The following is a 17816-nucleotide window of genomic DNA, read 5'->3' as shown; positions in this document are numbered from 1 at the left end:
TCCGACGCCATTTATCGCGCCAGCCCGCAGGTTTACCCGTATTAAACAATAGCAAGTGACTTTGCCATTGACAAATATTCGTCGCAGGACGAAGATCCGCTCACTCCCCTCAACACATGGCTCGCAGCCACGGAACGCAACATGGCCAAAGCATTCGCCTCCCAAGCCGATCTGGAAGAGAAGAAAGTCACCTGGACGAAGCTGTCCGAGAACGCGTACGCGTACACCGCCGAAGGCGACCCGAACTCGGGCGTGATCATCGGCGACGACAGCGTGCTGATCGTCGACACGACCGCGACGCCCGCGATGGCGCAGGACCTGATCGCGAAGATCCGCAGCGTGACCGACAAGCCGATCAAGCACGTGGTGCTGTCGCATTACCACGCGGTGCGCGTGCTCGGCGCGTCCGCGTATTTCGACGAAGGCGCGCAGCACGTGATCGCGAGCCGCGGCACGTACGAGATGATCGTCGAGCGCGGCGAGGCCGACATGAAGTCGGAGATCGAGCGTTTCCCGCGCCTGTTCGCGGGTGTCGAGACGGTGCCCGGCCTGACCTGGCCGACGCTCGTGTTCGAGCGCGAGATCACGCTGTTCCTCGGCAAGCTCGAAGTGAAGATCATGCACGTCGGCTCGGGCCACACGAAGGGCGACACGATCGTCTGGATCCCGTCGCAGAAAGTGCTGTTCTCGGGCGACCTCGTCGAATACGACGCTGCGTGCTACTGCGGCGACGCGCAGCTCGAACAATGGCCGGCCACGCTCGAGGCGCTGCGCGCGCTCGGCGCCGAGAAGCTCGTGCCGGGCCGCGGCCCCGCGCTGCTGAACCCGGCCGACGTGAACAAGGGCCTCGACTACACGAAGGATTTCGTCACGACGCTGCTCGCGCAGGGCCGCAAGGCCGTCGAGCAGAAGCTCGACCTGAAGGCGTCGATGGCGCTCACGCGTGAAGCGATGGATCCGAAGTTCGGCCACGTGTTCATCTACGAGCACTGTCTGCCGTTCGACGTGTCGCGTGCCTTCGACGAAGCGAGCGGCATCACGCATCCGCGCATCTGGACCGCGCAGCGCGACAAGGAAATGTGGGCCGCGCTGCAGGACTGAGCGGCTTGCACAGGCGGGGTGTCCGGCAGGGCGCTCCGCCTTTTTTCTGACGCGGCGACGGGCCACGGTTTCCCGCCGGCTTTCCGTCCGCCGTATCCGATCTCACAAGAAAGCAGGGCGCACGTACGCCCTGGGAGACGGCTGCGCGCTCGAATCGCGCAACCTGTTTGGAGAGAGACATGCCCCAATCGCTTCCCGCCGAAGCGACGCTCGCGCACGCGAGCGCTTCGGCTTCCGCATCCGCCGCCACGGACGACGCGCTGCTGTTCCGCAAGATCGCGTGGCGGATCGTGCCGTTCCTGTTCCTCTGCTACGTCATCTCGTTCCTCGACCGCATCAACATCGGCTTCGCGCAGTTGCAGATGAAGCACGATCTCGGCTTCAGCGACGCGATGTACGGCCTCGGCGCCGCGGTGTTCTACGTCGGCTACGTGTTCTGTGAAGTGCCGAGCAACCTGCTGCTCGCGCGTTTCGGCGCGCGCCGCACCTTCACGCGGATCATGCTGCTGTGGGGCATCGCGTCGACCGGGATGATGTTCGTGTCGCAGCCGTCGCATTTCTACGTGCTGCGCTTCCTGCTCGGCGTGTTCGAAGCGGGCTTCTTTCCCGGCATCGTGCTGTACCTGACCTACTGGTTCCCCGCGAACCGGCGGGCGGCCGCGATCTCGGTGTTCTTCGCGGGCGTCGCGGTGGCCGGCGTGCTCGGCGGCCTGATGTCGGGCTGGATCATGCGCGACATGAGCGGCGTGCTCGGGCTGCACGGCTGGCAATGGATGTTCGCGATCGAAGGTGCGCCGGCGATCCTGCTCGCGTTCGCCGCGTTCACGTTGCTGGTCGACCGGCCGCAGGACGCCACGTGGCTTACGCCCGATGAGAAGGCGCGGGTCGCCGCGCTGTGCGCCGATGGCCGCGGCCACGGCAACGCGCACGACGGGCGCAGCCTCATGGCGGCACTCGCGAACCGGCGCGTGTACCTGTTCGCGTTCATCTATTTCTCGCTGACCTGCGCGTCGCTGACGCTCAACTTCTGGATGCCGTTGATGATCCGCGACTTCGGCGTGACCGACGTCGTGGCCGTGAGCCTGTACACGGTCGTGCCGAACGCGGTCGGCGCGGTGGGGCTGATCCTGATCGCGCGCCGTTCGGATCGTACCGGCGAGCGGCGCAAGCACTTCGCGTGCTGCACGATCGGCGGCGGGCTCGCGCTCGCGGCGCTGACGCTGCACCTGCACAGCTTCGCGGCGATGCTCGCGTGCCTGTCGGTCGCGGCGACGCTGATCTTCGCCGCACTGCCGATCTTCTGGGCGGTGCCGACCCGCTACCTGTCGGGCAACGCGGCCGCGGCCGGGATCGCGCTGATCAGCAGCATCGGGATCACGAGCGGGATCGTCAGCCCGTGGGTGATCGGGATGATCCGCACGCGCACCGGCAGCATGGATCTCGCCGTGTATCTGCTGGCCGCGCTGCTGGTGGCGAGCGGCATCGCGCTGATGCTCGGCGTGAAGGGCGAAGCCGCGCCGCGCGACTGAGCGAGCCACGGCCGGTCGCCGCTCGCGGGCGGCGGCGACCGGCACGACGTGTGAGCCCCGCACCCGAATCCAGCGAGGAGACGATCGATGTCAGCCCCTCTTCAAGCGGACGCCGCGCGTGCCGTCGCGTCCGGTATCGCTTCAACGGACGACGACGCACTGTACCGCCGCATCGGCGCGCGAATCGTGCCGTTCCTGTTCATCTGCTACATCGTGTCGATCCTCGATCGCAGCAACATCGGCTTCGCGCAGTTGCAGATGCGGCAGGATCTCGGCCTTACTGATGCGATGTACAGCCTCGGCGCGGTGCTGTTCTTCGTCGGCTATGTCTTGTTCGAGGTGCCGAGCAACGCGCTGCTGCGCCGCTTCGGCGCGCGCCGCACGTTTGCGCGGATCATGTTCCTGTGGCGCGCGGTGTCGGTCGCGGCGATGCTGATCTTCGCCGCGCATCCGGTGTTCTGGGCCGTGCCGTCCGTGTATTTCTCCGGCGCGGGCGCGGCGGGCGGGATCGCGCTGATCAGCAGCATCGGCGTGTCGAGCGGCATGATCACGCCGTGGCTCGTCGGGCTGATCCGCACGAGAACCGGCAGCATGGACCTGGCGATGCTGATGATCGCGGCGCTGCTGGCCGCGTGCGCGGTCGCGATGCTGCCGGGTGTGCGGGCGGCGCCGCGTGCGGAATCGGCGTGACGCGGGCGGCGGCGGTGCGGTTCGGCGGTGTGGTTCAGTGGAAGGACATAAACAGCCCGGGCAGGACGATCAGGCCGTGCAGCGCCAGCGCCCAGTTGATCGTGCCGCCGCGCGCCTGCTGGTCGATCGACAGGCACGCGATTGCCGCCATGACGCCGATGACCGACAGGCCTGCCGCCCAGAAGAGCGCGGTGATGAACACGCGAAGGCCCATGTACGGATCGTCCATCGAACTGGCGAACCCATAGCCGAACAGCAGCGCCAGCAGCTCGATGAGCGCGACGGCGAGAAGACCTGTCGCGAGACGCGCGGTCAGTTTGGAATTGTCCATGGCAAATCGTGGTCAGTAGGGCCCGGAGCGCTAGCCTACACGATCGGTCCCGAATATGTCGCTCAATGGAGGCGGCGGGACGCCAGGCGGGGGCGGACGTCGCGCGCCCGAACGCTACGCCCGATACACCTCGATCCGGTTGCGGCCGCGCTCCTTCGCGAGATAGAGCGCTTTGTCGGCGCGCGACAGCGGCTGGTAGGCGCCGAAGTCCGACGCCCGCATCGCGTCGATGCCGATGCTGACGGTCAGCGTGACCTGCTGGTCATCGTGCATGAGCCGCGCCTGCATCGCGCGTTGCTGCACGCGCTGCGCGAAGGCCAGCGCGCGGTCGAGATCCGCACCCGGCAGCACGATCGCGAATTCCTCCCCGCCGACGCGTCCGACGATGCCGTCCGGCCCGGTTTCCGCGAGCAGCAGCCGCGCGAAATGCCGGAGCGCGCGGTCGCCGACCGGGTGGCCCCAGCGGTCGTTCAGCGCCTTGAAGTGATCGAGATCGAGCATCAGCACCGCGGCGGCCTGGCCGGTCGTACGCACGGCGCGCAGCGCGGCCTCGCTTTGCCGCATGAACGCATGGCGGTTCGACAGCTGCGTCAGGTGGTCGGTGGTCGCCATCCGGTGCAGTTCGGCCTCGATGTGCTTGCGGTCGGTCGCGTCGGTGATGAAGCCGTGCCACACGGTGCCGCCGTCGGCCGTGCGCTGCGGCCGCGCATCGCCTTCGCGCCAGCGCAGGCCCTGGCCCGGCAGCAGCACGCGATATTCGAGGCGCCACGGCGTCAGTCGCACCGCCGAGTCGTGCAGCGACAGCCGGTAGGCGACCAGGTCGGCCGGATGGATGCGCGTCTCGACCGTCTCCGCGCTGCCGGCGAGCTGCTCGGGCGTCAGCTCGTAGATGTCGGCGACACCCGCGCTCGCGTAGGAAAAGAAGCGGCGCCCGTCGGGCGCCTGCCGCAGCTGGAACACGAGCCCGGGAACCTGGTCGGTGAGATCGGTGACGAGCGCGGCCGAGTCGCGCAATCGCGCGGCGAGCTCGCGCAGCGCGGTGATGTCCGTGGTCGTCCCGACCATCCGGAGCGCGCGGCCGCGGCTGTCGCGGTCGATCACCTTGCCGCGGCTGCAGATCCATTTGTATGAGCCGTCCTTGCAGCGGATGCGGTGCTCGACCGCGTAATGGTCGGTGCGCTGCTCGAAGTGCGCGAGCATCGCGGCCTTCACGTCGGCGACGTCGTCCGGATGCAGCCGTTCGTACGCATCCTCGATCCGGGTGCTGAGCTCGTGCGGCGCGTAGCCGAGCAGCGCCTTCCAGGCCGGCGAGTAATGGATCTCGCCGGTTTCCACGTTGCGATCCCACACACCGGTGCCGCTTTCGGTGAGCGCGAGCGTGGTCAGCGCGCTGTGTTCCTCGACGGTGCCGAGGCGTTCGCGCAAGGTAACCGTTTCGATCGCGCGGGCAAGCGTGCTTGCAGCCAGTGCGGCGAGGTCGCGCAGCGTCGCGCGTTGCGTCGCGTCGAGCACCGGGGGCTTGTCGTCCACGACGCACAGCATGCCGAATGTCGTGCCATCGGGCGCGGTGAGTTCGCAGGCCGCGACGACCCGCAGCGCGCGACGCGGGCCGTCGTTGCGTTGCCCGTTGGCGTGCGTGCTACGCGGGACGAAGCGCGAATCGGCGGCCGGCGTCGGCTCGGCTTCGGGCAGCAAGGCATCGGCGGGCAGCGGGTCGGGAAGCCGATCGGGCAATGCTCCGTCGGCGGCCAGCACGCGTGGCGCACCGGCGTCGGTGCGCGCGATGAACGCGCCGGCCGCACCGACATGCGCACGCGCGACACGGCAGATGGTGTCCAGTTCCGGCAGGGGTGGGAGCGCGGGCAGACGGTCGGCCGACCCGCGTGCGGAGGCCGGCGCGTCGCCGGTCTCGGTGATGAACATACGGGCCTGCATGATCGAATTCCGCAACGGACGATTGCCCTCGTGATCGGACGAATGCCGGTCGAACGAGGTCGCTTGGGGGCTGCAATCGCAGAGCTTACTGTTGCGCGGAATGCGTGGCAAGCGAACCGGAATCGTCGGTCCGCGCGCGACATTTACGCCGACCGGGAAGCAATCCGACACGTCTTCCCGCAGACGAATTCATCGATCCGCATCGGCCCGGAAACGTGCCGCGGAACCGCGGATGATTGCGGGCGACTCGCCACGTATCACCGTGTTCCGCGGCACCTCCCGGGTTCGACGTGCCTGTTGCTTTCGACCTGCGGGATGCCGCGTGGTCAGCCTGCCGTCGAATAGCGCGGCGCGGGCGTGTCGGCCGACAGGTGCGGCGCCATCGTGCGGCGCGCGGCCTCGTACGCGGCCCATTCGTCACCCGCGTGCAGCGACGGGATCGTCACGAGTTCGCCGCGATCGAAGCCGACCAGCGCCGCGTCGACCATGTCGGTCGCCGACATCACGATTTCCTTCGGCAGGTGCTCGAGCGGCAGGCCGCCCGTTTGCCAGAAATCGGTGGCGGTCGCGCCGGGCAGCACGGCCTGCACCTGCACGCCCTTGTCGGCGAGTTCGTGATGCAGCGACTGGCTGAACGCGAGCACGAACGCCTTGCTGCCGCCGTACACGCCGTTCAGCGTTTCCGGCGAGATCGCGACGATCGACGAAATGTTGATCACCGCGCCGTTGCCGCGGGCGACGAAGCCGGGCACCGCCGCATAGGTGAGGCGCGTGAGCGCGGTCACGTTGAGGTCGATCATCCGCGTCATCGCATCGACGTCGCTGTCGAGCAGCGGCGTGTGCGTGCCGATGCCCGCGTTGTTCACGAGCAGCGTGATGCTCGCATCCTGCTTCAGCTTCGCTTCGACGGCGGCGAGCGCGGCGCGGTCGTTGAGGTCGGCGTCGATGATCTCGACGCTGCGCTGCGTGTCGTTCGTGATGCGGTCGGCGAGGGCGGCCAGGCGGTCGCGGTTGCGCGCGACCAGGATCAGGTCGTAGCCGCGGCGCGCGAGGCGATCCGCGTAGACGGCGCCGATGCCCGACGAGGCGCCGGTAATGAGGGCGGTACCGCGATGTGCTTGCGTCATGATGTGCTCCGTTTCGAGGGAAATGGCCGGATGGCGTGAAGCCATTCTGGTCCCGAATCGCTGCGACACAAATGACGTAGATGGGTATGATTCAGGACATCTGGTCGACCCCTTCGCCCGGGACGGGAGAACTCACATGCACCGCATCGGCTTTCTGATCAGCGACGGCTTCCAGATCATGGCGCTCGCCGCGCAATCGGTGTTCGAGTACGCGAACATGGGCATGAGCGAGCCGTTCTACGGGATGGCCAACTATTCGGTCGACGGCGGCGACGTGCGCTCGTCGCTTGGGCTGCCGGTCGCCACGCACGCGCTGCGCGGGCGGATCGCCGTCGATACGTGGATCGTCGCGGGCGTCAACGATCCGCTCGCTTCGCCGGCGCCGGCCGGTGTCGTGACGTTCCTGCGCCGCACCCAGGCACGCGCGCGGCGGATCGCCGGCATCTGCACGGGCGCGTTCGTGCTGGCCGAAGCCGGGCTGCTCGCGCAGCGCCGCGCGACGACGCACTGGGCGTTCGGCCGCGACATGCAGCGGTGCTATCCGGAGATCCGCGTCGAGGACGACCGGATCTACATCGTCGACGGTCCGATCTGGACGTCGGCCGGGATGACGGCCGGCCTCGACCTCGCACTCGCGATGGTGGAAAAGGATCTCGGCGCCGATGCCGCCCGGTCGGTCGCGCACAAGCTGGTGATGCACCAGCGGCGCGCCGGCGGCCAGTCGCAGCATTCCGAAATGCTGGAACTCGCACCGAAATCCGACCGGATCCAGAACGCGCTGAACTACGCGCGGCAGAATCTCGGCCGCGCGCTGACCGTCGAGGATCTCGCCGAAGCCGTCCACCTGAGCCCGCGCCAGTTCAGCCGCGTGTTCACGCTCGAAACGGGGCAGTCGCCGGCGAAGGCGATCGAGCGGCTGCGGCTGGAGGGGGCGCGACTGATGATCGAGCAAAGCCGCCACTCGCTCGACGTGATCGCGAAGGAAAACGGCTTTCGCGACCGCCGGCACATGCGCGAGGCGTTCGTGCGCGGGTTCGGCGTCCCGCCGCAGGCGATGCGGCGCGACGCGCGTGCGGACGAGCGGGAAGCGGGCTGATGCCCGCGGGCGCGGGACGCCAGCGAAGGTCGGAAAAATCGCGCAGAATCTCCGGCACGTTTCGCGAGGAGACACCATGCACGCCGAGCCGTTCGAGATTGCGATACCCGATCACGCGCTGGATGACCTGCGTCGGCGCCTGCGCGCCCGCCGCCCGCCGTTGCTCACGCCCGCCGAGCCGTGGCAGCAGGGTGTGGACGGCGCGTGGCTGCGCGAGCTGACCGACTACTGGGCCGAGCGCTTCGACTGGCGCGCGGTGGAGCGTGCGCTGAACCGGTTGCCGCAGTTCGTCGCGGACGCAGGCGGGCAGCGCGTGCACTTCATCCATCGGCGTGGGGCGGGATCGAAACCTTATCCGCTCGTCATCACGCACGGCTGGCCGGGCTCCGTGTTCGAATTTGCCGCACTGATCGAGCGCCTGTGCGATCCGGCGGCATTCGGCGGCGATCCTGACGACGCGTTCGATGTCGTCGTCCCGTCGCTGCCCGGCTTCCTGTTCTCGCCCGCGCCAACGGCACCCGGCATGTCGGCATGGCAGGTCGCCGACTGCTGGGCGGCGTTGATGTCCGGCCTCGGCTATCGACGCTTCGGCGCACAAGGCGGCGATCTCGGCGCAGGCGTGTCGATCGCGCTCGGCGCGCGGCATGCCGACCGGGTGGACGGTATCCATCTGAACTACCTGCCCGGCAGCTACGAACCTCCGGCCGACGCGGCCGTGCCGCTGACCGACGACGAACGGGCCTTCGTGACGCAGCGCGGCGAGTGGGCCGCGCTGGAAGGCGGATACGCGCATGTGCACATGACGAAGCCGCAGACGCTGGCCGTCGCGCTCAACGATTCGCCGGCCGGACTGGCCGCCTGGATCGCCGAGAAATTCCGCGCGTGGAGCGATTGCGACGGCGACGTCGCACGGCGGTTTTCGCACGACGATCTGCTGACCGGCATCTCGCTCTACTGGTTCACCGGCTGCATCGGCTCATCCATGCAGATGTATTGGGAAAACCGGCTGCAGCCCATGCGCTTCGCGGCCGGGCAACGCGTGACGGTGCCCGTCGCGTTCGCGCGCTTTCCGAAGGAAATCGGCCGTCCGCCGCGCAGCTGGCTCGAACGCGGGTTCGACGTCGTGCAGTGGACCGACATGCCGAGCGGCGGCCATTTCGCGGCGATGGAAGAGCCGGATCGGCTGGCCGACGACATTCGGACATTTTTCCGGCGCTTTCGGTGACGATCGGGGTGGCCGGCGAAGCGCACCGGCGACCATCCGGTCGACAAGGAACGCGAGCGCCACGCGGATCGTGACGCGACGGCGGCGCCTGCCTTAGCGCCTGCCTTAGCGCGTGACGAACGGCGCGGCGTCGTCCGGCGCCGTACGCGCATGCTTGCGCTGGCGCAGCAGCGCGACACGGCAGTTCTCGCGCGCGGTCTCGCGGCCGTCGTCGTCGAGCAGCACGAGATCGCCGCGCATCACGTTGAGCGTGATCACGTCCTCACCCGGCGCGCCGAGCGTTTCCGGTGTGTGCACCGAGCCGGCCGGCTCGAGCACCGTCGAGCCGGGGTGCGCCACCCAGTCGTATTCGCGGTAGCGCCACGCCCCCTGCAACGTATGGACGAACACCTCGCCTTCATGACGGTGGCGCGGCAGCGTGCCGCCGGCCGGCATCTTCAGCAGCGCGGTGAGTGTGTCCTCGGCCGCATTGATGTGCAGGTACTTGATCGCCAGCCCCGGCAGGTCGGCGCTCATCGGCAGCCACGGCAGCGCGTCGCCGGGCAGGCACGAGATCGGCGGCAGGTCGGTGGAGAGCGGGGCGGACGGCTGCGTCATGGCGGGCGGCAGAGCGGAAATGGGGAGCCCGCATTATCGCAGAGCCGGCTCACGCAGCCGAACGGGACATGTCGCATCGAATCGAGCGCACGCGACGACGCGATCCTTACAGCTTGAAATATGCAGCTAAACTGTACAGTTTTCCTGTATATCTGATATCTTGAATTCATGAACACGCCATTGCCTCCCTCCGAAGCGCTCCCGCTGGCCGGCCTTGCCGGCGAACTTCGCATCTCGGTCGGCAAGCTGATGCGGCGGATGCGGGAGCAAATCCACCCGAACGACCTCACGTCATCGCAGAAGTCGGTGCTGTTGCGGCTCGACCGCGACGGCCCCGCGACCGTGTCGGCGCTCGCACGTGCCGAAAGCGTGCGACCGCAGTCGATGCGCGTGACGGTCGCGACGCTCGAGACGCTCGGCGCCGTCAGCGGCGAGCCCGATCCCACCGACGGCCGGCAGACGCTGATCGCGCTCACGCCCGCTTTCCGCAAGGTGCTGCAAGCGAACCGCGCGGCCAAGGACGACTGGCTGTTCCGTGCGTTGCACGCGCAACTGTCGGCGGCGGAGCAGGCCGAGCTCGCGGCGGCCGTGAAGCTGCTGCAGCGGCTCGCCGAATTCCAGGAGCCGGCGCGTCCGTAAACCCGTAAACCGCCTCGCCCCGTTTGCCGCAAGGACAGCCTAAACATGAACTTCCCGCATCTCGTGTCGTATTTCTTCGGCGGTGCGTTTCTCGCGAACGTCGTGCCGCATCTCGTCAGCGGGTTGCGCGGCGAGCCGTTCCAGACCCCGTTCGCGAATCCGCCCGGGCGTGGGTTGTCGTCGTCCACGGTGAATGTGTTGTGGGGCGTCGCGAACCTCGTGATTGCCTACGTGCTGGTGTGCAGGGTCGGCGACTTCGATCTCCGCATCACGGCCGACGCGGCGGCGTTCGGCCTCGGCATCCTCGCGCTCGGCCTGTTCCTCGCGCGGCGCTTCGGTGAGCTGCACGGCGGCAACGAGCCCGACCGGGAGCGGCCATGAACGTGCCGGCGGCGGGCGTCTTCCGCTCGCTGCGCAGCTTCAACTATCGCGTGTGGGCGATCGGCTCGCTGGTGTCGAACATCGGCACGTGGATCCAGCGCACCGCGCAGGACTGGCTCGTCCTCACGCAGCTCACGCATCACGACGCGTCGGCCGTCGGGATCGTGATGTCGCTGCAGTTCGGCCCGCAGCTTCTGCTGCTGCCGTGGACGGGCTACGCGGCCGACCGTTTCGACCAGCGCAAGCTGCTGATGGCGACCCAGGCGCTGATGGGCGGGCTCGCGCTCCTGCTGGGGCTGCTGACGGTGACCGGCGTCGCGCAGCTGTGGCACGTGTATCTGTTCGCGTTCCTGTTCGGCTGTGCGTCGGCGTTCGATGCGCCGGTGCGGCAGACGTTCGTTGCCGAGCTGGTCGCCGATCGGGAGCTGGCGAACGCCGTCGCGCTCAACTCGACGTCGTTCAACGCGGCGCGGATGATCGGGCCGGCGGCGGCCGGCTTCATCATCGCGTCGGTCGGCACCGGCTGGGCGTTCCTGCTCAACGGGCTCAGCTTCGTCGCGGTGCTGGCGTCGCTGTCGATGCTGCGTGACGACGAACTACGTGCGCATGCGCGGGCCGACCGCACGCGCGGGAGCCTGCTCGACGGGTTCCGCTATGTATGGCAGCGCCCGGACCTGAAGGCGATCCTCGTGATGCTGTTCCTGATCGGCACGTTCGGGCTCAATTTCCAGCTGTTCATCTCGACGATGGCGGCCAGCGTGTTTCATGTCGACGCGCGTGGCTTCGGCGTGCTGTCGTCGATGATGGCCGTCGGCACGATCACCGGTGCGCTGCTCGCGGCGCGCCGCGACCGGCCGCGTTTCCGGCATCTGTGGATCGGCGCGGCGCTGCTCGGGCTCGGCTGCACGCTGGCGGCGCTGGCACCGGGTTACTGGCTGTTCGGCGCCGCGCTCGTGCTGACCGGAATCGCCGCGATCACCTTCATGAACTCGACCAACAGCCTCGTGCAGCTGTCGACCGAGCCGGCGATGCGTGGGCGTGTGATGGCGCTGCGCCTCGCGGTGGCGCTCGGCGGCACGCCGATCGGCGCGCCGGTGGCTGGCTGGGTCGCGAATCATCTCGGCCCGCGCTGGGCGCTCGGCGTCGGCGCGATGTCCGGTTTTGCCGCGGCGCTCGTCGCGACGCATTTCATGAAGCGGATGCATGCACAGGCGGGCACGGGCGACGGCGCTTGACCGGCAGTGAAACCGACGTAGGCTACCCGACCGTTCAGCCGTTCAGCCGTTCAGCCGTTCAGCCGTTCAGCCGTTCAGCCACTCAGCCACTCAGCCACTCAGCCACTCAGCCACTCAGCCACTCAGCCACTCAGCCACTCAGCCACTCAGCCACTCAGCCACTCAGCCACGACGGCCGTTAAGCGACCGGCCGCGCCGCAGCATGCGCGGCCTCAAGGCACGACTGAAACAGCAACGCAGCCCGCGACGGCCGCGGCGAGCGCCGCAGCAGGCTCACGAACCGGCACCGGTAATTGAACCGATGCGGCGCGATCGGCTGCATCAGCCCCTTGTTTTCGAAGCTTTCCGCGTAATGGTCGGGCAGGAAGCCGAGATAGCGGCCGGACAGGATCAGCGTCGCGATCGACTCCTGGTCCGACGCGGTCGCGCTGCGCGTGAGCTTCGCGCGATGGCTCAGCTCCATGTTCGGCGAATGGAAGCCGAGGCCCGCGAACGCATGGTTGCGAATCGTCGTCCACGTGAGCTTGCCGTGCGGCGCATCGTAGAGCGGATGCTGGCGGCCGCAGTAGAGCAGCATCCGTTCGTCGAACAGCTCCGAATACACGAGGCTGCCCGAGTTGCGGTGCGCGGGAATGATCCCGACCTGATAGCTGCCGTCGATGATCCCGCGCTCGACCTCGTTGATCGACGCGACATGCAGGTTCAGCGAGACGTCGGGCGCTTCGTCGGCGAACTGGCGGATCGCGTCGCCGAGCCGTGCGTTCGCGTTGGTGGCCGTCTTGTCGAATACCGCGATGTGCAGTTCGCCGCCCATCCGGTCGTGAATGCCGTCGATCCTGCTGCGAAATGCTTCCATCGACGCGAGCAGCCGCAACGTCTCCTCGTACACCGTCTGGCCCTCGGGCGTCAGCGTGAAGCCCGCGCGGCCGCGCCGGCACAGCACGAGGCCGAGGCGCGTTTCCAGATCCTTCACGTGCCGGCTGATGGTCGAGATGCCGATATTCAGTTCCAGTTCGGCCGCGGCCATCCCGCCGCACTGCACGACGCCCTTGAAGACCCGCAGCAGGCGGAGATCCATGTCGCTGAGCTGCCCGAGCAGCGCGCGACTCTTCGGTTGCTTTGCTTGCATAGATGCGCAAGTGAACATTGATATTGCGATATTCAAAAGACTAATTGGCCTCCCGACAATGCGCAATATCAACATAAGGAGGAGGGGCGCCCCGCGCCGACCGACATGACCGACATCACCACCGCCCAGCACGACGAAACCACCCTCCGCACCGACGCTGCGTGGCTCGACGCGCACTGGATGCCGTTCACGGCCAACCGCCAGTTCAAGGCCGATCCGCGCCTGATCGTGTCGGGCAAGGGCGCGTATTACACGGACGCCGAAGGCCGCAAGATCTTCGACGGCCTGTCGGGTCTCTGGTGCACGGGCCTCGGTCACGGCCGCACGGAAATCGTCGAAGCCGTGAGCCGCCAGGTCGCGCAGCTCGACTACGCGCCGGCATTCCAGTTCGGCCATCCGAAATCGTTCGAGCTCGCGAACAAGATCAAGGACCTGACGCCGGCCGGCCTCGACTACGTGTTCTTCACGGGTTCGGGTTCGGAGGCGGCCGATACGTCGCTGAAGCTGGCCCGCGCTTACTGGCGCGCGAAGGGCAAGGGCACGAAGACGCGCCTGATCGGCCGCGAGAAGGGCTATCACGGCGTAAACTTCGGCGGCATCTCGGTCGGCGGGATCGGGCCGAACCGCAAGCTGTTCGGCCAGGGCCTCGATGCCGACTTCCTGCCGCACACGCAACTCGCCGAAAACAAGTTCTCGCGCGGCATGCCCGAGCACGGCGCCGAGCTGGCCGACCGCCTGCTCGAGCTGATCGCGCTGCACGACGCATCGAACATCGCGGCCGTGATCGTCGAGCCGTTCTCCGGTTCGGCGGGCGTGGTCGTGCCGCCGAAGGGCTATCTGAAGCGCCTGCGCGATATCTGTACCGCGCACGACATCCTGCTGATTTTCGACGAAGTCATCACGGGCTTCGGCCGGGCCGGCGCGATGACGGGCGCCGACGCGTTCGGCGTGGTGCCGGACATCATGAACTTCGCGAAGCAGGTGACGAACGGCGTGCAGCCGCTCGGCGGCGTGATCGCGACGAAGGAAATCTACGACACGTTCATGGCCGCGGGCGGCCCCGAGTACATGCTCGAGTTCCCGCACGGCTATACGTATTCGGCGCACCCGGTGGCCTGCGCGGCCGGCGTCGCGGCGCTCGACCTGCTGGTGAAGGAAGACGCGGTGGCCCGCGTGCGCGATCTCGCGCCGCATTTCGAGGCCGCTGTGCATGGGCTGAAGGGCCAGCGCCACATTACGGACATCCGCAACTACGGGCTGGCTGCCGGCCTGACGATCGCGGCGCTGCCGGGCGAGCCGGCACGGCGCCCGTACGAGATCGCGATGCGCTGCTGGGCGAAGGGCTTCTACGTGCGCTACGGCGGCGACACGATCCAGCTGGCGCCCCCGTTCATCTCGGAGAAGCGCGAGATCGACAACCTGGTCAACGCGCTGTCCGACGCGCTGAACGAAGTGGACTGAGCCGCGGCTTGCCCCGAGCGATAACCGAATTCACGAAAGAGTCAGATACATGAAACACGACAGCAACGTAACGTCCACCGTCGGCCACCTGATCGACGGCAAGCGCGTCGACGGCGGCAGCCGCGTCCAGCCGGTGTTCGACCCGGCCACCGGCGAATCGCACAAGAGCGTCGCGCTCGCCGACAAGCTGACCGTCGAAGCCGCGATCGCGTCCGCGCAGGCCGCGTTCCCGGCCTGGCGCAATACGCCGCCGCTGAAGCGCGCCCGCGTGATGAGCCGCTTCAAGACGCTGCTCGAGGAGCACGCCGACGAGCTGTGCGCGCTGATCACCGCCGAGCACGGCAAGGTGCTCGCCGATGCGATGGGCGAGCTGCAGCGCGGGATCGAGAACGTCGAATACGCGACCTACGTGCCCGAACTGCTGAAGGGAGAGCACAGCAAGAACGTCGGCCCCGCGATCGATTCGTGGAGCGAGTTCCAGGCGCTCGGCGTCGCGGCCGGCATCACGCCGTTCAACTTCCCGGTGATGGTGCCGCTGTGGATGTGGCCGATGGCGGTCGCGTGCGGCAACACGTTCGTGCTGAAGCCGTCGGAGCGCACGCCGTCGTCGACGCTGCGCATGGCCGAGCTCGCGCTCGAAGCGGGCCTGCCGCCGGGCGTGCTGAACGTCGTGAACGGCGACAAGGAAGCGGTCGACACGCTGCTGACCGACCCGCGCGTGAAGGCGGTGAGCTTCGTCGGCTCGACGCCGATCGCCGAATACATCTATTCGACCGGCTGCGCGCACGGCAAGCGCGTGCAGGCGCTCGGCGGCGCGAAGAACTTCGCGGTCGTGATGCCGGACGCCGACATCGGCAACGCGGTGAACGCGCTGATGGGTGCCGCGTACGGTTCGTGCGGCGAGCGCTGCATGGCGATTCCTCTGGTCGTCGCGATCGGCGACGAGACGGGCGACCAGGTCGTCGCGGGCCTGAAAGCCGAAATCGAAAAGATGAAGGTCGGCCCGGGCAACGGCGCGGGCATCGACATGGGCCCGCTCGTCACGCAGCAGCATTTCGAGAAGGTGACGGGTTTCGTCGAAGCCGGTGTGGCAGCGGGCGCGACGCTCGTCGTCGACGGCCGCGGCGTGAAGGTCGACGGTCACGACGGCGGTTACTACCTCGGCCCGTGCCTGTTCGACAACGTGAAGCCCGGCATGCCGATCTACCAGCACGAGATCTTCGGGCCGGTGCTCGGCGTGATCCGCCTGAAGTCGCTCGACGAGGCGATGGCGCTGATCGACGCGCACGAGTACGGCAACGGCACCTGCCTGTTCACGCGCGACGGCGAGGCCGCGCGCTACTTCAGCGACAACATCCAGATCGGCATGGTCGGCATCAACGTGCCGCTGCCGGTGCCGGTCGCGTACCACTCGTTCGGCGGCTGGAAGCGTTCGCTGTTCGGCGATTTGCACGCGTACGGCCCGGACGCCGTGCGCTTCTACACGAAGCGCAAGACGATCACGCAGCGCTGGCCGTCGGCCGGCGTGCGCGAAGGCACCGTGTTCAGCTTCCCGTCGAACCGCTGACGCGCCACCCGGCTGCATGCGTCGTCCGCCTGCCTGACGGCGGGCAACGCCATGCAATGCGGCCGGCGTGACCGCGACAAGGCCCGCCCGGATCGACGATCCGCGCGGGCTTTTTTTACGTCCGCGCGGCGCGCGCGGAAGACGTCGGAAGGACGGTTACGGCGCCACCACGTGCCACATGTTCTTGAAGTTGTCGCCGTTGCGGTCGCCCTGTTTCATGTCCTTCGAGAAGAAGTACAGCGGCTTGCCCTTGTACGCCCATTGCGGGCTGCCGTCATCGCGCTTGATGATCGTGTAGGGGCCGACCGGGACGTCGGTCGCGCTGGCCTTGTAGGGTGGCCAGAAGGATTCGCACTGGCCGGTGCAGGCGCTGGTGCCGGCGTTGGGCTTGTCCTGGTCGAATGCGTAGACGGTCATCCCGTTTGCGGCGACGAGCGCGCCGTTTTCGACTTTCGTGATCGAGCCTTGGGCCGACGCCGAAGCGGATGCAATGGCGAGCAGGGCGGAACTGACGAGCAGCGCGGCTTTCATGAGGGCCTCCTGTAATCCGGTGGGCGGCCGCGATGGCGCACGGGCGAGCGTGCGCCGGGATCGCGATGAATGGTGCCGGAACGCGGTGCCGTTACCGCCGGTGCGAGCGACGCAGGGTCGAGTGGCGGTGAACGGGGCGCTCCATTCACGATAGGCGGTTTTTGGCGGGGCTGCGAGAACATCGGGGGGCGTATCGGCCGCGCGTGGGCGTGACACAACGGCCGTCACGCTCCGGCGCCGAGATTCGACATCCGTCCCCTTGGGCGCGAGGAGCGCATGCCGATGCGTCAGCGCCTCGCGCGATTGGTCAACGCGACGCCCGCGATCACGAGCGCACCACCGGCCAGCATCGACGGCGACAACGGCTCGCCGAGCAGCGCGACCGACAGCAGCACGCCGAACACGGGGACCAGGTTGGTGAACACGGCCGCACGGGCCGGCCCGAGTTCGCGGATGCCCTGCGAATACCAGACGAACGCGACCACCGTGCCGATCGCGCCGAGGTAGAGCATCGACGCGACGGCCTGCCACGTCAGCGGCGTGCCGCTGACGGCGGGCGAGCCGAACAGGTGCGCGCCGATCAGCAGCGCGAGGCCCCACAGCGCCGCATACGTCGTGGCCGCGAGCGGCGACAGCCCGTCGAGCGCGCGTCGGCCGATCACCGTATAGGCGGCCCAGCTCAGCACCGCGCACAGCATGAAACGTTCGCCCGAGCCGAACGTGTCGCCGAGATCGGTCAGCACCCGCAGCAAGTCGCCGCGGCTGATCACGACCAGCGCGCCGAACAGCGCGACGGCGATGCCGGCCCAGCGCGACAGCGACAGGCGCTCCCCGCGCACGACGATCGACAGCAGCACGGCAGTGGCCACCGGGTTCAGCGCGACGAACAGCGCGGTGCGGCCCGCCGGCATCCGCGCCAGTGCCGCGAAAAAGCAAACGTTGTACAGGAAGATGCCGGTCGCGCCGAGCCCGAAGGTCGTCAGGATCTGGCGGCCGCTCAGCTTCGGCAGCCCGCCTTCGATCTTCCACGTCAGCACGACCAGCAGCAGCGCGGCGATCGCGAAGCGGCCGGTGGCCGCGGCGGTCGCGGACATCGTTGCGGCCAGGATCCGACCTGCGATGAATGTGCCGCCCCAGAACAGCGCGACGAGCGTGAGCTTCACGTAGATGGCCGCATGCGGCCTGGGGGCGACGAGGGCGGCGGGCGGGGCGGGAGCGTTCATGTGAAGGGTTTCTCGGTGA

Annotated in this window: 17 protein-coding genes; 10 read left to right on the top strand and 7 right to left on the bottom strand. The window is 68.1% G+C overall.

What is annotated here, in order from left to right; translation table 11 throughout:
* The first annotated feature begins 141 nt into the window (after window positions 1-141).
* The 3 genes from CFB43_RS25335 (at window position 142) to CFB43_RS25325 (ending at window position 3320) form a co-directional block, all read left to right on the top strand.
* Window positions 142-1101 carry an MBL fold metallo-hydrolase gene (locus CFB43_RS25335; protein ID WP_089427583.1) on the top strand — a complete coding sequence of 320 codons (960 nt, stop codon included), beginning with the start codon at window positions 142-144 and terminating at the stop codon, window positions 1099-1101.
* 179 nt (window positions 1102-1280) lie between these two features.
* Window positions 1281-2630: an MFS transporter gene (locus tag CFB43_RS25330; protein WP_089497053.1), complete on the top strand. Its 1350-nt coding sequence runs from the start codon at window positions 1281-1283 to the stop codon at window positions 2628-2630.
* 87 nt (window positions 2631-2717) lie between these two features.
* Entirely contained in the window at window positions 2718-3320 is a 603-nt protein-coding gene (locus tag CFB43_RS25325; RefSeq protein ID WP_089497052.1) for an MFS transporter, read from the top strand.
* A gap of 34 nt (window positions 3321-3354) precedes the next feature.
* On the opposite strand, the gene CFB43_RS25320 is transcribed toward CFB43_RS25325, so the two are convergent.
* The 3 genes from CFB43_RS25320 to CFB43_RS25310 form a co-directional block, all read right to left on the bottom strand.
* Window positions 3355-3651: a hypothetical protein gene (locus CFB43_RS25320; RefSeq protein ID WP_089497051.1), complete on the bottom strand. Its 297-nt coding sequence runs from the start codon at window positions 3649-3651 to the stop codon at window positions 3355-3357.
* 114 nt (window positions 3652-3765) lie between these two features.
* Window positions 3766-5586, bottom strand: coding sequence for a sensor domain-containing diguanylate cyclase (locus tag CFB43_RS25315; protein WP_256990119.1), 1821 nt, complete (start codon window positions 5584-5586; stop codon window positions 3766-3768).
* Between the two features lie 326 nt (window positions 5587-5912).
* Window positions 5913-6713: an SDR family NAD(P)-dependent oxidoreductase gene (locus tag CFB43_RS25310; RefSeq protein WP_089497050.1), complete on the bottom strand. Its 801-nt coding sequence runs from the start codon at window positions 6711-6713 to the stop codon at window positions 5913-5915.
* 136 nt (window positions 6714-6849) lie between these two features.
* Between CFB43_RS25310 and CFB43_RS25305 the strand changes: the two genes are divergently transcribed.
* Window positions 6850-7809: a GlxA family transcriptional regulator gene (locus CFB43_RS25305; RefSeq protein ID WP_089497049.1), complete on the top strand. Its 960-nt coding sequence runs from the start codon at window positions 6850-6852 to the stop codon at window positions 7807-7809.
* Window positions 7810-7885: 76 nt separating this feature from the next.
* Window positions 7886-9034: an epoxide hydrolase family protein gene (locus CFB43_RS25300; protein ID WP_089497048.1), complete on the top strand. Its 1149-nt coding sequence runs from the start codon at window positions 7886-7888 to the stop codon at window positions 9032-9034.
* A 105-nt stretch (window positions 9035-9139) separates the two neighbouring features.
* On the opposite strand, the gene CFB43_RS25295 is transcribed toward CFB43_RS25300, so the two are convergent.
* Window positions 9140-9631 carry a 2,4'-dihydroxyacetophenone dioxygenase family protein gene (locus tag CFB43_RS25295; RefSeq protein ID WP_089497047.1) on the bottom strand — a complete coding sequence of 164 codons (492 nt, stop codon included), beginning with the start codon at window positions 9629-9631 and terminating at the stop codon, window positions 9140-9142.
* Between the two features lie 168 nt (window positions 9632-9799).
* On the opposite strand from CFB43_RS25295, the gene CFB43_RS25290 reads away from it, so the two are divergent.
* The 3 genes from CFB43_RS25290 to CFB43_RS25280 are packed head-to-tail and all read left to right on the top strand — an operon-like array spanning window position 9800 to window position 11886.
* Window positions 9800-10270 (top strand): MarR family winged helix-turn-helix transcriptional regulator, encoded by a 471-nt coding sequence (locus tag CFB43_RS25290; RefSeq protein ID WP_089497046.1) that lies wholly within the window; start codon window positions 9800-9802, stop codon window positions 10268-10270.
* 45 nt (window positions 10271-10315) lie between these two features.
* Window positions 10316-10651 (top strand): hypothetical protein, encoded by a 336-nt coding sequence (locus CFB43_RS25285; RefSeq protein ID WP_089497045.1) that lies wholly within the window; start codon window positions 10316-10318, stop codon window positions 10649-10651.
* The gene (locus CFB43_RS25280) at window positions 10648-11886 is read left to right on the top strand and encodes an MFS transporter (protein WP_089497044.1); all 1239 of its coding nucleotides are present in this window, start codon (window positions 10648-10650) and stop codon (window positions 11884-11886) included. The genes CFB43_RS25285 and CFB43_RS25280 overlap by 4 nt, the downstream gene beginning before the upstream one ends.
* 178 nt (window positions 11887-12064) lie before the next feature.
* On the opposite strand, the gene CFB43_RS25275 is transcribed toward CFB43_RS25280, so the two are convergent.
* Window positions 12065-13015, bottom strand: a complete 951-nt coding sequence (locus CFB43_RS25275) for a LysR family transcriptional regulator (RefSeq protein ID WP_179254898.1) — start codon at window positions 13013-13015, stop codon at window positions 12065-12067.
* 105 nt (window positions 13016-13120) lie between these two features.
* Here CFB43_RS25275 and CFB43_RS25270 point away from each other — a divergent pair, with 105 nt between their 5' ends.
* Together CFB43_RS25270 and CFB43_RS25265 are read left to right on the top strand one after the other, a co-directional pair.
* Complete coding sequence (locus CFB43_RS25270; RefSeq protein WP_089497042.1) at window positions 13121-14476, top strand: aspartate aminotransferase family protein; 1356 nt, start codon at window positions 13121-13123, stop codon at window positions 14474-14476.
* 49 nt (window positions 14477-14525) lie between these two features.
* A complete protein-coding gene (locus CFB43_RS25265; protein WP_089497041.1) occupies window positions 14526-16043 on the top strand; it encodes a CoA-acylating methylmalonate-semialdehyde dehydrogenase in 1518 nt (505 codons plus the stop codon).
* 156 nt (window positions 16044-16199) lie between these two features.
* On the opposite strand, the gene CFB43_RS25260 is transcribed toward CFB43_RS25265, so the two are convergent.
* Both CFB43_RS25260 and CFB43_RS25255 read right to left on the bottom strand, forming a co-directional pair.
* Window positions 16200-16574, bottom strand: a complete 375-nt coding sequence (locus CFB43_RS25260) for a COG4315 family predicted lipoprotein (RefSeq protein WP_089427567.1) — start codon at window positions 16572-16574, stop codon at window positions 16200-16202.
* Between the two features lie 287 nt (window positions 16575-16861).
* On the bottom strand, window positions 16862-17797 hold the full coding sequence (locus CFB43_RS25255; RefSeq protein WP_089497040.1) for a DMT family transporter: 936 nt from the start codon (window positions 17795-17797) through the stop codon (window positions 16862-16864).
* Window positions 17798-17816: the final 19 nt, after the last annotated feature.

It is taken from the genome of Burkholderia sp. AU15512 (assembly GCF_002223325.1).
Taxonomy (GTDB): Bacteria; Pseudomonadota; Gammaproteobacteria; order Burkholderiales; family Burkholderiaceae; genus Burkholderia.
The sequence above is the reverse complement of the archived record's forward strand: the minus strand, read 5'-3'. Positions and strand labels throughout refer to the sequence as shown.

What these genes read in the sequence shown, in the direction of transcription:
- CFB43_RS25335 (WP_089427583.1), top strand. Translation starts at nt 142, where the DNA reads ATGGCCAAAGCATTCGCCTCCCAAGCCGATCTGGAAGAGAAGAAAGTC.
- CFB43_RS25330 (WP_089497053.1), top strand. Translation starts at nt 1,281, where the DNA reads ATGCCCCAATCGCTTCCCGCCGAAGCGACGCTCGCGCACGCGAGCGCT.
- CFB43_RS25325 (WP_089497052.1), top strand. Translation starts at nt 2,718, where the DNA reads ATGTCAGCCCCTCTTCAAGCGGACGCCGCGCGTGCCGTCGCGTCCGGT.
- CFB43_RS25320 (WP_089497051.1), bottom strand. Translation starts at nt 3,651, where the DNA reads ATGGACAATTCCAAACTGACCGCGCGTCTCGCGACAGGTCTTCTCGCC.
- CFB43_RS25315 (WP_256990119.1), bottom strand. Translation starts at nt 5,586, where the DNA reads ATGCAGGCCCGTATGTTCATCACCGAGACCGGCGACGCGCCGGCCTCC.
- CFB43_RS25310 (WP_089497050.1), bottom strand. Translation starts at nt 6,713, where the DNA reads ATGACGCAAGCACATCGCGGTACCGCCCTCATTACCGGCGCCTCGTCG.
- CFB43_RS25305 (WP_089497049.1), top strand. Translation starts at nt 6,850, where the DNA reads ATGCACCGCATCGGCTTTCTGATCAGCGACGGCTTCCAGATCATGGCG.
- CFB43_RS25300 (WP_089497048.1), top strand. Translation starts at nt 7,886, where the DNA reads ATGCACGCCGAGCCGTTCGAGATTGCGATACCCGATCACGCGCTGGAT.
- CFB43_RS25295 (WP_089497047.1), bottom strand. Translation starts at nt 9,631, where the DNA reads ATGACGCAGCCGTCCGCCCCGCTCTCCACCGACCTGCCGCCGATCTCG.
- CFB43_RS25290 (WP_089497046.1), top strand. Translation starts at nt 9,800, where the DNA reads ATGAACACGCCATTGCCTCCCTCCGAAGCGCTCCCGCTGGCCGGCCTT.
- CFB43_RS25285 (WP_089497045.1), top strand. Translation starts at nt 10,316, where the DNA reads ATGAACTTCCCGCATCTCGTGTCGTATTTCTTCGGCGGTGCGTTTCTC.
- CFB43_RS25280 (WP_089497044.1), top strand. Translation starts at nt 10,648, where the DNA reads ATGAACGTGCCGGCGGCGGGCGTCTTCCGCTCGCTGCGCAGCTTCAAC.
- CFB43_RS25275 (WP_179254898.1), bottom strand. Translation starts at nt 13,015, where the DNA reads ATGCAAGCAAAGCAACCGAAGAGTCGCGCGCTGCTCGGGCAGCTCAGC.
- CFB43_RS25270 (WP_089497042.1), top strand. Translation starts at nt 13,121, where the DNA reads ATGACCGACATCACCACCGCCCAGCACGACGAAACCACCCTCCGCACC.
- CFB43_RS25265 (WP_089497041.1), top strand. Translation starts at nt 14,526, where the DNA reads ATGAAACACGACAGCAACGTAACGTCCACCGTCGGCCACCTGATCGAC.
- CFB43_RS25260 (WP_089427567.1), bottom strand. Translation starts at nt 16,574, where the DNA reads ATGAAAGCCGCGCTGCTCGTCAGTTCCGCCCTGCTCGCCATTGCATCC.
- CFB43_RS25255 (WP_089497040.1), bottom strand. Translation starts at nt 17,797, where the DNA reads ATGAACGCTCCCGCCCCGCCCGCCGCCCTCGTCGCCCCCAGGCCGCAT.